Genomic DNA, 12272 nt, shown 5'->3' on the forward strand with positions numbered 1-12272 from the left:
ATGATAGATGTTATAGCTTTTTTGGCAATGATTCCATTTTTCCTCGGGGCCTTTTATATTACAAATAAGGTTTTTTCCTATATTTGGGGTATTGAAGGGTCTAAGGGTGAACGAAAAAAGAAAGGGATAGTTCATGACTTACGAAACAAGAACAGAAGGCACAATCCCTACTGAGCATGTACTTGTCTGCCTATCACCTTCACCAACAAACAGAAAAATCATTGATGAGGCATCAAAACTGGCAAAAGCATTTCATGCAAATTTTACGGCACTTTATGTCTCCAAAACACAGGAGGATAATCTGCCTGATGAGGATTCCGTCCGACTTCAAAATAATATAAGGCATGCTGAGGATATAGGTGCGACGATAACCACAGTAATTGCAGAGAGTATACCCTTTGCAATTGCTGAGTTTGCCAGGGTTTCGGGAGTTACTAAAATTGTTATAGGACGAAGCAATACCAAGAGATACCATTTTTGGGAGAGACAGACTGTCACGGAGCAGCTTATTTCAATTGCTCCGGGTATCGATATATATATTATTCCCGATTCAAAGACTAACAGTAAAATTGAGCAAAGCAGCAGGTTTGCAGAACATATTGCTCCTACGGGAAAAGATTTTCTGATCACAACTGCTCTTTTGGTAGGAATGACCCTGGTGGGAATATGCTTCCGCAAGCTTGGGTTCACCGAATCCAATATTATAACGGTATACATCTTTGGGGCTCTGCTCAGTGCCATCCTTACGAGGAGCCATTTTTGCAGTCTGATCAGTTCATTCTGCAGTGTCCTTTTGTTTAATTTCTTTTTCACTGAACCAAGGCTCACTTTCCATGTATTTGAACCCGGATATTTTGTCACTTTCGTAATTATGCTGGTAGCTGCTTTGTTGACCGGATCGCTTGCTTACAGATTAAAGGATGTGGCCAGAGAATCTGCACAGTCTGCTTTTCATACCAAAGTGCTATTTGATACTAACCAACTTCTTCAAAAAAGGAGAACTGCTGATGATATTTTAAATGTTATGGCAAATCAGGTGATTCTGCTTCTTGATAAGGACGTAATCATATATCCTGTGGAAAACAACGAACTTGGGGAGGGGTACATTTATCTTAGCGATGGTGACGGTAATGGGACACCTTTCCGGAATCATGATGAAGACGAGGTTATAAAATGGGTTCTTGCAAATAAGAAAAGAGCCGGGGCTACGACCAAGGTTTTCAATAGCGCAAAATGCCTGTATCTTGCTATCAGAATAAATGGAACTGTTTATGGAATAATGGGAATACGTGTCGGGAAAAAGGTCCTGAGTTCGTTTGAATACAGTATTCTTCTATCTATACTTGGCGAATGCTCACTTGCTTTGGAAAATCTCAACAACGAGAAAGCTAAGGAAGAAGCAGCACTAATGGCTCAGAATGAAAAGCTGCGGGCAAATATATTAAGGACAATATCGCATGATCTACGGACTCCGCTGACATCAATATCCGGAAATGCAAGTAATCTCTGTAGCCATTATAAGTACCTTGATGATGAGACCAGAGAACAGATTTTTTCTGACATCTATGATGACTCCGAGTGGCTTATACAGCTGGTTGAGAATCTTTTATCCGTAACAAGGATAGAAAATGGCGAGATGCAGCTGAATAAATCACTGGAAGTTCTTGATGATATTGTTGATGAGGCTATTAAACACATTGACAGGAACAGGGTAGATCATGAGATAGAGATAAGTCGCGCTGAGGAGCTTGTCGTTGCGGAAATGGATGCAAAACTAATTACGCAGGTTATAATTAATCTCGTAAACAATGCAATAAAGTATACCCAGAAAGGCTCCGAGATAGATATTTCATATGGAGTTAAGGACGATCTTGTTTATGTGAATGTTATAGATAATGGTCCCGGTATGGATGATAATATGAAGGAGCATGCCTATGACATGTTTTATACCGGGCATAACACTGTTGCGGATGGTAAGAGAAGTATGGGTCTTGGACTTGCCTTGTGCAGATCAATAGTGGAGGCTCATGGAGGAACTATTGAAATCAGGGATAACTATCCTTCGGGGTGTATTATAACTTTTTATCTGAAAAAGAAAGATGTGTGTATAAATGAATAAATTTCAGATTCTGGTTGTGGAGGATGATCCTCCGATCAGAAACCTAATAGCTACAACTTTAAAAACCCATGAGTATAAATACTTGTTGGCGAAGGACGCAGAAGAAGCAATTCTTCAAGCCTCAACACATAATCCTGACGTTGTTTTTCTTGACTTGGGACTTCCGGATTTTGATGGGGTTGAGGTGATAAAACGAATTCGTGAATGGTCAAATATGCCAATTATAGTGATCAGCGCAAGGAGTGAGGACGAAGATAAAATAGAAGCTCTTGATGCTGGCGCAGATGATTATCTCACAAAGCCTTTTTCTGTGGAGGAACTTCTGGCAAGACTTCGTGTAATGCAAAGAAGAATAGCCATGCTACAGCCGGATAATGATGCTTCCGAGAGCTCTGTCTATGAAAACGGAAAACTGAAAATTGATCTGGCGGCAGGCTGCGCTTATAAAAACGGAGAAGAACTGAAGCTTACTCCTATTGAGTATAAACTTCTCTGTCTTCTTGCAAAGAACACCGGAAAAGTTCTTACGCACAAATATATAACACAAAAAATATGGGGTAGTGCCTGGGACAGTAATGTAGCATCGCTTCGTGTGTTTATGGCCACTCTCCGAAAAAAGCTTGAGGATAAAAATGATTCTTCTGCTTATATTCAGACACATGTCGGAATAGGCTATCGAATGCTTAAGGTGGATGGGAAGGAAGTAATTTAAAAGCTTTAGTGCGCAATGTTGTTGCAAAAAAATGTATTTCACCTAATGAAAAGTGCAACTCACCGCAGTTGCACTTTTTTTCTGTCAAAAATGCGTTAATATCGTTTTCAGAAAGAACACAGAAATAAATTTGAAAGAAAAAATATAAGCTTTGACGAAAGGGGTACGGTATGCAAAATGCAATTGAAGTAAAAGGACTGCAGAAAAAGTACGGAGCTATGACAGCTGTAAATAATATTTCTTTTTCGGTAAAACAGGGTGAGCTGTTCGCCTTCCTCGGAGAGAACGGCGCAGGAAAATCAACAACGATAAACATGCTAAGTACAATTCTTCCGAGAACTTCAGGACAGGCGATCCTCATGGGACATGAACTTGGAAAAGAGGATGATCTTATCAGAAAAGAAATCGGAATCGTTTTTCAGAATTCGGTTCTCGATGATAAGCTCACGGTAAAGCAGAATCTTATGACTAGGGGAGCCCACCACCGGACTTGATCCGATGTCCCGCAAGATGGTTTGGGACTACATCAATCACTTAAGAAAGCATGAGAATCTAACAATTTTCCTCACAACTCATTACATGGAGGAGACGGCGGAAGCTGACAACGTGGTGATCATGGATAAGGGAAACATCATTGCCGAGGGGACACCTGCTGAACTTAAGAGCAGATACACAGGCAAAAAGCTCATCTGGTACGCCGAGGAATGCGAAGAGAATAAGAGAATCCTGGAGAATCCGAAGGTACAGAAATATCGTTACGAAGCGGATCATTACAACATAGCGATGGATGATGGAATATCCGAATTTGTCTGGAGAAACAAAGATTATATCAAGGATTTTGAAGTTATCAAGGGAACAATGGACGACGTATTTTTAACACTTACAGGAAAGGAAATGGTGGAGTGCAATGGCTAAATTCAGAGGACTTTTAGGACTTACAAAGAGAAATATGATGGTATTTTTTAATGATAAAGGAGCGATATTTTTCTCGATGCTGACACCTATTATTATACTTGCGCTTTACCTGCTTTTCCTTAAAAACTCTTTCATTTCATCACTTGAAGGAGCTGCGGCAGGGCTTTCGAATTTCATAAGCGCAGCGGATATGGATCAGTTTGTAAACGGACTTCTGCTCACGGGAATAATAAGCACCGCGCTTCTTACAATCCCTTATAACGCACTGGAAATCATCGTTAAGGACAGAGAGGATAAGGTTGACCTCGATATGATTTCAACTCCCGTTAAAAGGTGGGAGATCATCCTTTCTTATTTTCTTGCAGCAGTGACGGCCGCTTTTTTACAGACAATGATAGTTCTGGCGTGCGGAATAGGAATCCTTGCGGTAAATGGTTCCATGTATCTTGTGGCATCCGACATCGTTAAGCTTGTGGGAGTTATCTTCCTCGGAACGGTTTCTTCAACGGCAATTTTCATGCTGTTTATGATGTTCTTCAGAAATATGGGAACCTGCAGCGCTTTCATGGGAATTCTGTCTGCGGTATCGGGCTTTGTGATCGGTGCGTACATCCCGCTTTCGGAGTTTAATAAAACTATCCAAAACGTATGCAACCTTGTACCTGCTACAGGCATCTCAATCCTTATCAGAAATTATTTGACCGGAGGCGTGCTTCGTCACATGGATGAGAGCATAGGTGGAGTAGATAACGGTGCATTCATGGATGCCATGCTCGAAGTCTTTTCTTTTAATCAATGCACTTTCGGAAAAACCTTTTCATTGAATCAGTCGTGCATATATATAATAATAGTAACAGTTATATTCATTGCAGCCATAAGGCTCATATATCCCAAGGTTTACAACAAGAGATAAAGGGGAAAAGTTTTGAGGGTTACTTTTAATAAGATTCCGCAAGGGGAAACTGAATACGCGGTGATCAACGCTCACGAGCGCACATCTTCCATAGATACCGTGATAGGACTTCTTGAAAACGGAGAGCAGATGATTCTGGGGTACAAGGACGGCGAAAGTGTACCCTGTGCCATTTCGAAGATTTACTATTTTGAAACGGTTGATGACAAGTGCTTTGCCTACACAAAGGACGACTGTCTTGAGATAAAGAGCAGACTATATGAGGTGGAGGGACAGTTGGATTACAGATTTTTCAGGTGCTCCAAATCCATGATCTGCAATATCAGGAAGATCAAAAGTGTGAAGGCTGAATCCAATGCGAGGATGCGCGCAACACTGCTAAACGGTGAGCCCGTCATTATCACCAGAAGCTACGTCAAAGAGATGAAGAACAGATTGGGGTTATGATATGAAAAAGGTGAAAACTATAATTGAACAGACTATGATGGTAAGCTTCATGGTACTGTGCTATGTCGGTATCTACGGCCTTCTGGTAATGAGACCGCTTGATTATCATTTTGACTGGTATATTCCTGGATCCATTGTGGTTGCCAGCTTTATGAGCAGTCTCGTAACCGTGATGTTTTATTATGGCGACAACGACAGCGACAAGAATGAAAATGCGGATTTGAAATTTAAACTGAAAACGGTGGCGCATTTTATTCTGCTCTACGCGGTTATCATGTCGTTCGGGCGTATCTGCTACTGGTATCACGGAACCTTCGGCTTTATCGTTACCTCAATAATTTATGTAATCATCTACATAGGCTCCTGGTTTGGAACCTATCTGATTTTCAGACATGATGAAAAGGTTATATCTGAAGCTCTTGATAAAATCAGGGATGAGGACTAAGAGATTTTTTAGGGCTCACAGCATGAGAGAGCTGTGGGCACTTTTTTATTTAATACGAGGAAAAAACTATGGCACTTCTGGAAATGAAAGGTATACGTAAGTCCTTCAGTGGTGTGCAGGTACTAAAGGGCGTGGATCTTACAGTAGAGAAGGGTGAGATTCATGCCCTTCTTGGTGAGAACGGAGCAGGTAAATCTACCCTGATGAATGTCCTCACCGGAACCATTCCATGCGATGGCGGCAGCATCACTTTTGACGGACAAAGCCTTAAGAACATCACCGTGAAAAAAAGTGAACAACTGGGAATTGCATTTGTTCACCAGGAACTGAATCTCTTTAACGACCTTAGAGTTTTTGAAAATATTTTCATAAACAGAGAGATCACCGGAGCATTTGGAAAACTGAATAAGAAAGAAATGATCAGGGAATCTGAGGAACTTTTTACCAGACTAATATACGTTTACCCTGCTGCATCGATAATACTGATGATCATAGGATTAGTGGGTCTTATTAAGAATAAAGTACAGGCAGAAAAACAAAAGTCATGAACAATCCCGGATGAAAATTCAGACTATTATCTCTATAGACAAACTGAATCTAATACATTAAAAAATGTCGGTTTGTCAATAATAAAAACTGTTCAGTAATTATTTCCCAAATAATAGAATCATAATCATGAAATTGTTTAAGCGAGGCAAAATGCATAAGCATAGCAATAATGCCGAAAGATAGGAGCATGATTATGATCAATTACAAAGACAAACCCTTTAACTTAAGCGATGAGAAAATCAAATGGGTTGAGGATACATATGAAAAAATGACGCTTGATGAAAAAATCGGACAGCTTTTCTGTCCGGTTATTTTCAGCAAGGATGAGAACGAATTAAAGGAGACCCTCGATAAATATAAGATAGGTGGACTACTTTACAGAGAAGGACCGGGCGAGGAAATATGGAAGGCTCAGAGCTTTTTACAAAAGGAGAGCAAGATACCACTCCTCATTGCTGCAAACCTCGAGTATGGCGGAAATGGTTCGGCAGTTGAAGGAACCTACTATGGCAGAGAGATGCTTGTTGGTGCTACAGGAAATGCCAGACGCGGTTATGAGCTGGGGAAGGTTAGCTGCTCAGAAGGCGCAGCTGTAGGAGATAACTGGTCCTTTGCACCTGTAGTTGATCTTGACAGAAACTACCATAATCCAATTATAAATGTCAGGGCATTTTCAGATGATGTGCAGACAGTCATCGATATGGGAAGAGGCTATCTTAAGGCAGCAGCCGAAGAGGGCGTTGCTACAGCAGTAAAGCACTTCCCGGGTGACGGAATAGACGAGAGAGACCAGCACCTTCTCACAAGTGTCAATTCACTCTCTGTTGAAGAGTGGGACGAAACCTACGGAAAAATCTACGAGGCAATGATCGATGCCGGAACACTTAGCGTGATGGCGGGACATATCGCAATGCCTGCCTATGAGGAACTCTTTGATGGAAAAGCACCTGAAAAGATTATTCCTGCTACGCTGTCTAAAAATCTTCTCGGTAAACTTCTCAGGGAAAAGCTCGGGTTTAACGGTCTTATTGTGTCTGATGCCACGCCTATGGTGGGCTTTTGCAGTGCAATGGACAGAGAACATGCTGTTCCACTTTGCATAGAAAACGGCTGCGACATGTTCCTGTTTAACAGAAACATCGATGAAGATTACGAATACATGCACAAGGGCTATGAAAAGGGCATCCTGTCCGAAGAGAGATTAGAGGAGGCCGTTAAGCGAATTCTTGCGACCAAGGCAGCTCTTAATCTTCCTGAAAAGAAGGCAAACGGTACTCTGGTTCCTGCTAAGGAAGGGCTTAACATTCTCTCATCAGAGGAGCATGTGACCTGGGCAAAGGAGTGTGCTGATGAAGGAATTACCCTTGTAAAGGATACACAGAAGCTCCTTCCCATAAAGCCTGAAAATCATAAAAGAGTTCTTCTTGAAATGATGGGAGGTTTTGAGTCTGACGAGCGCGTAACAAAATTTGTAATGGATAGACTTAAGGCTGAAGGTTTTGATGTGACGCTGTATGAAAAAGAAGGCTTTGAAGTAATGACCGACTCCGTGTCAAAGCTAAAATCCAGATACGATCTAATCATCTATGTTGGAAATGTGGAAACTGCATCCAACAAAACCACAGCAAGAATGAACTGGCACACAATGTTCGGACTTGGAAATAACATGCCCTGGATGGTACATGAGCTCCCGGTTATGTTTATAAGCTTCGGTAATCCGTATCATCTTCTCGATGCACCGATGATAAAGACCTTTATCAACTGTTACTGTAATTCTGAATTCGTTATGGATGCAGCAATTGACAAAATTTTAGGCAGAAGTGAATTTAAGGGAAAATCACCTGTTGATCCTTTCTGCGGAAAAATGGATTTGAGATTTTAAAGCGGGAGGATGACATATTATGAAAGCTTTTATATTTGATCTTGACGGGGTTCTTGTTTTTACTGATAAATATCACTATCAGGGATGGAAAATGATAGCGAATAAGCTGGGAATAGGCTTTGATGAAAAGAAGAATTCAAGACTTCGCGGTGTCAGCAGAATGGAATCTCTGGATATTATTCTGGAAGACAGTGTCAGAAAGTTTTCCGAAGAAGAAAAGGAAGATCTTGCTGCTGAGAAAAATGAATATTACAGGGAACTTCTGGGAACAATGACACCGGAAGACGTATCACCTGAAGTAAGGAATACACTTGCGGAACTTAGAAACAGAGGGCACAAGCTTGCGATAGGTTCTTCAAGTAAAAATACAAAGTACATCCTGGAAAGGGTGGGACTTACAGATTATTTTGACGCTATATCTGACGGAACAAATATTACAAAATCCAAGCCTGATCCGGAGGTGTTCTCAAAGGCAGCAGAATTTTTAAGTGAAAATCCCGATAACTGCGTAGTTGTTGAGGATGCTGTTGCCGGAGTTATCGCAGGTAAAAGAGCCGGCATGAGAGTTGCGGGAATAGGCGACGCAGCAGCATACGAAAAGACAGACTACAAAATAAGCGGATTTTGCGAACTTCTTAATATTTCTGTAAAGTGATGGCCCTTTTGCAGGCTGTCTAAACAAGGGGTCTGATTCATCAAGCATACTCAGATATGCAGTTGGAGGAAGGATGTGGTCAGACTGGCTACATCCTTTTTGATATTAAAAAATGCCGGATTATCAAAAATAAAAACTGTTCAGTAATTATTCCCCAAATAATAGAATTTATAAAAAGAGAGCAGGATACCGCTTCTAATCGCTGCAAATATCAAGTCTTCCTCTTGAGGGGATAATTACTAAGGAGAATAACGTGAAAAAAATACTTTGCAATCCCATAAACATAGATTACCATTACCAATTCATAAAGGACGGAATGTCTGGCGAGCAGCACATTTCCAGAGAAGCAGCTGATCCCACATTTTTATTTTATAAGGGGAAATACTATATTTTTGCATCCATGAATATGTCAGTGTGGGTATCTGATGATCTCATCAATTGGAAGAGCGTGCGTCTTCCCGACAACCTTCCGCTTCTTGACTATGCTCCGGATGTAAGAGTCATCGGAGACTATGTATATTTTAGTGCATCAAAAAGGGGAGAAATCTGCAACTTCTATCGCACCAGAGATATTGAGAACGGACCATATGAGGAGATAGAGGGAACCTTTGACTTCTGGGATCCCAACCTTTTTCAGGATGATGACGGAAGAGTTTATTTCTATTGGGGATGCTCTAATATGACACCAATCTGGGGAGTGGAGCTTGACACTGAGACCATGAAGCCTCTTTCAGAGAGAATAGAGCTTATTAATGGACGTCCAAAGGAACTTGGATATGAGAGATGCGGTGAGAATCATTCAAAGAGACTTATTGAAGGCGAGGAGCTGGACAGAGTATTTGAGGGATTTAAAAAGAATATGGGAGAAGAGGCATTTAGTAAGGCCTCTGATACAGACAAGGCTTTCTTTAGGAGTATGCTCAGCAACAATCCTTTCATTGAAGGTGCATACATGAATAAGCATGATGGAAAATATTATCTTCAGTATGCAGCGACAGGTGCTGAATATAATGTTTACAACGATGGGGTATATGTATCCGATTCACCCCTTGGACCTTTTGAGCTTGCAAAGAACAATCCCTATTCCTATCAGCCCGGAGGATTTATGCCTGGGGCAGGACATGGCTCAACTATGGAGGATAAAAACGGTAATTTCTGGCATACATCAACCATGAGAATAAGCCTTAATGATCCCATGGAGCGAAGAGTCGGTATATGGCCTGCAGGCTTTGATAATGATGGTGAGCTGTTCTGTAATACTGGCTACGGAGACTGGCCAAGGAGCATAAATGACGGGAAACCGGATCCATGGGCTGAGCCTGAATGGTTCCTTCTTAGCAGGAATGCAAAGATGAGTGCATCATCTGTAAGTAAAGAGGATACGGTTTCACCTGTAGGTGATAACAATCCTGAGAGAGCCTGTGAAGAGGATACCAGAACCTGGTGGAGAGCAGCAGACAACAAGCCCGGCGAATGGCTTCTCATGGATATGCGCGAAGTTAAGGACGTCAGATTTATTCAGATCAATTTCGCGGATGACAGTATTGAAGCTCTTCCGCCCGGAGAGATACCTGAAAACGGATTCGGCGCAAGACTCATTGATGAGAGAAAATATGTGACAAGATATGTGCTGGAAGGATCATCTGATGGCGAAAACTATGAGATTCTGAGCGATAAATCCAAGGCTGATACCAATCTTCCTCATGATACTTTGCTTATAGAAAATGGAAAAAGGTTACGTTTTATAAAGCTCACAATTCTGGAGCTTCCAATGAATCAAAAGGCAGCAGTATCAGGTATTCGCGTATTTGGAAAAGGTAACGGAAGGGCTCCCGGAGAGGTTACATTTACTGCTACTATTGAGAGCGAATTGGATATGAGTATAACAATGTCTTCCGAGGGCGCGGATGGTTATAACATTAAGTGGGGACATGCAGAGAATAAGCTCTATCACAGTTGCATGTACTACCCGGAGAAAGGCTCATCTAAGGGTACGAGATCTATCGGTGCACTTATAAAAGGTCAGGAGGTATACCTTCAGGTTGATGCCTTTAATGAGAACGGAATTACTCACGGGGAAGTACAGAGGCTGAGATAAGTTCAATATTATTGGATATTATCGAGGCTATTTAAATGATGATATAAAGCGAGGTTAAAAATGAGATTTAGTCCTGAAAAAGAGAAAGAAATAATTAAAATCTGGGGTGAAAAAATACCGGGAAATACCGGAGAGTCCAAGCATGACAGAATGAACTGGGATGATTCACTCTCTCCCGAGGATATGTTTGTTAAATATCCGGGAATATGGGATAAAACCACAGATAAAATCGGAGATATGCGCGGCAATGACACTATGGTGTACAGGCAGGAAATACAGGATGGTTATGCGAATGAAACATATGTTGATGAGCCTTTCATTGTTCCATATCTTGTACCCGGAAGTAAGAAATGCGTGATTTCCTGTCCGGGAGGTGCATATCTTACCAAGAGTATTGATAGCGAGGGAGCAGATATAGCCGAGTTTTTAAATGCAGCAGGAATAAGCTGTTTTGTTCTCTGGTACAGATCATATCCATACAAGGCTCCTTACATGTTTCTTGATCTTCAGCGTGCAATCAGATATGTAAGATTCCATGCAGATAAATATGGGATTGATCCTGACAAGATAGCTACAGTAGGCTTTTCAGCAGGAGGAAATCTTGTTGGTGTTCAGGCAGTTATCACTCAGAACAGGACAGTAGGAATTAGCGATTATGTGGAAGATGAGATCGATAAGGTGGACGGAAAGCCCAATGCAGCAGGATTGATATATCCGGCTGTTAGTGTTGCAAATGACAAAATCCAGGTGGTTATGGCTGATGCTGAAACCTATAATGATGCCGGGAGGAGAGCTGATTTTGCTGCCAGATACGAATTAAAGGATCATGTAAATGATGAGGTATGCCCAATATTTATGTGTAACGCAGCTGATGATGATGTGATTGATGCATATCATATGGTGGATTTTGCAAAGGCGCTCAGGGATAAGAAAATTCCTCATGAGCTGCATGTTTTCCCCTATGGAGGGCATGGCTTTGGTGGCTGTAAGCCGAATGATACAATATATTATCCCGGCTTTGTACCTCCGGATCTTACAGCCGTTTCACAGTGGAAAGATCTGTTTGTGACCTGGCTGAATAAAGTGCTGTGATGAAATGACATAAAAATAGAAGAGGTATTTATGAAAATAACAAGAGCAAAACTTAATGGAATAATTAACCCAATCGGATATGATTTGTTACTATTCACGGTCTAAATACTTTTGGACATGACAAATCAGCGTACTTAATCAGCACGCTGATTCGCTATTAAGTTTCAGTATGATTATTTCTGTGAAGAGAAGATTTCCTCCACAGTATAAGGTTTACCATTGCATAGCCTGGACAGAGCTTCTATTTCATTTATCCCGTTACGACGGCATGTTTCGATATATGTCCTTATAAGGGCGTAATTATCCGCGGTATCAGTAGATGCAAACTGACCTGATACCTTCATTTTGGTTTTGATTCCTCTGAGTGATCTTTCCGACAGATTATTCGTTGTAGGTATTGAAAAATCGTAAATCCATGCGAAAAAGTTTTCTCTGTATTCAATTA

The 12272-nt window shown here is 41.2% G+C and carries 13 protein-coding genes and 1 pseudogene; 13 read left to right on the top strand and 1 reads right to left on the bottom strand.

Annotated elements, in window-relative coordinates; genetic code table 11:
* The 13 genes from BLR42_RS22580 to BLR42_RS01960 all read left to right on the top strand — a co-directional run bounded on the left by BLR42_RS22580 (position 1) and on the right by BLR42_RS01960 (position 11827).
* Positions 1 to 174: a hypothetical protein gene (locus BLR42_RS22580; RefSeq protein ID WP_170832602.1), complete on the top strand. Its 174-nt coding sequence runs from the start codon at positions 1 to 3 to the stop codon at positions 172 to 174.
* Complete coding sequence (locus tag BLR42_RS01910; protein ID WP_091866161.1) at positions 134 to 2119, top strand: ATP-binding protein; 1986 nt, start codon at positions 134 to 136, stop codon at positions 2117 to 2119. The genes BLR42_RS22580 and BLR42_RS01910 overlap by 41 nt, the downstream gene beginning before the upstream one ends.
* Positions 2112 to 2831 (top strand): response regulator transcription factor, encoded by a 720-nt coding sequence (locus BLR42_RS01915; RefSeq protein ID WP_022762138.1) that lies wholly within the window; start codon positions 2112 to 2114, stop codon positions 2829 to 2831. The genes BLR42_RS01910 and BLR42_RS01915 overlap by 8 nt, the downstream gene beginning before the upstream one ends.
* Before the next feature lie 170 nt (positions 2832 to 3001).
* A complete protein-coding gene (locus BLR42_RS23875) occupies positions 3002 to 3325 on the top strand; it encodes an ATP-binding cassette domain-containing protein (protein WP_330387248.1) in 324 nt (107 codons plus the stop codon).
* A gap of 4 nt (positions 3326 to 3329) precedes the next feature.
* On the top strand, positions 3330 to 3746 hold the full coding sequence (locus BLR42_RS23880) for an ATP-binding protein DrrA1-3 family domain-containing protein (protein WP_330387249.1): 417 nt from the start codon (positions 3330 to 3332) through the stop codon (positions 3744 to 3746).
* A complete protein-coding gene (locus BLR42_RS01925) occupies positions 3739 to 4659 on the top strand; it encodes an ABC transporter permease (RefSeq protein ID WP_091866163.1) in 921 nt (306 codons plus the stop codon). Before BLR42_RS23880 ends, BLR42_RS01925 begins: the two co-directional genes overlap by 8 nt.
* A 12-nt stretch (positions 4660 to 4671) precedes the next feature.
* Positions 4672 to 5106, top strand: coding sequence for a LytTR family DNA-binding domain-containing protein (locus BLR42_RS01930; protein WP_022762135.1), 435 nt, complete (start codon positions 4672 to 4674; stop codon positions 5104 to 5106).
* Between the two features lies 1 nt (position 5107).
* Positions 5108 to 5551, top strand: coding sequence for a DUF3021 family protein (locus BLR42_RS01935; RefSeq protein ID WP_091866165.1), 444 nt, complete (start codon positions 5108 to 5110; stop codon positions 5549 to 5551).
* A gap of 68 nt (positions 5552 to 5619) precedes the next feature.
* A complete protein-coding gene (locus BLR42_RS01940; RefSeq protein WP_091866167.1) occupies positions 5620 to 6099 on the top strand; it encodes an ATP-binding cassette domain-containing protein in 480 nt (159 codons plus the stop codon).
* A 194-nt stretch (positions 6100 to 6293) separates the two neighbouring features.
* Positions 6294 to 7982 carry a glycoside hydrolase family 3 protein gene (locus BLR42_RS01945; RefSeq protein ID WP_091866169.1) on the top strand — a complete coding sequence of 563 codons (1689 nt, stop codon included), beginning with the start codon at positions 6294 to 6296 and terminating at the stop codon, positions 7980 to 7982.
* A 19-nt stretch (positions 7983 to 8001) separates the two neighbouring features.
* A complete protein-coding gene (pgmB, locus tag BLR42_RS01950; protein ID WP_022762132.1) occupies positions 8002 to 8637 on the top strand; it encodes a beta-phosphoglucomutase in 636 nt (211 codons plus the stop codon).
* A gap of 253 nt (positions 8638 to 8890) precedes the next feature.
* On the top strand, positions 8891 to 10735 hold the full coding sequence (locus tag BLR42_RS01955; protein WP_242879159.1) for a family 43 glycosylhydrolase: 1845 nt from the start codon (positions 8891 to 8893) through the stop codon (positions 10733 to 10735).
* A gap of 60 nt (positions 10736 to 10795) precedes the next feature.
* Positions 10796 to 11827 (top strand): alpha/beta hydrolase, encoded by a 1032-nt coding sequence (locus BLR42_RS01960; protein WP_091866171.1) that lies wholly within the window; start codon positions 10796 to 10798, stop codon positions 11825 to 11827.
* A 173-nt stretch (positions 11828 to 12000) separates the two neighbouring features.
* On the opposite strand, the pseudogene BLR42_RS01965 reads toward BLR42_RS01960, so the two are convergent.
* A pseudogene (locus BLR42_RS01965) lies at positions 12001 to 12272 on the bottom strand (hypothetical protein); the annotation flags it as partial.

Source organism: Butyrivibrio sp. INlla16, assembly GCF_900104155.1.
GTDB lineage: Bacteria > Bacillota > Clostridia > Lachnospirales > Lachnospiraceae > Butyrivibrio.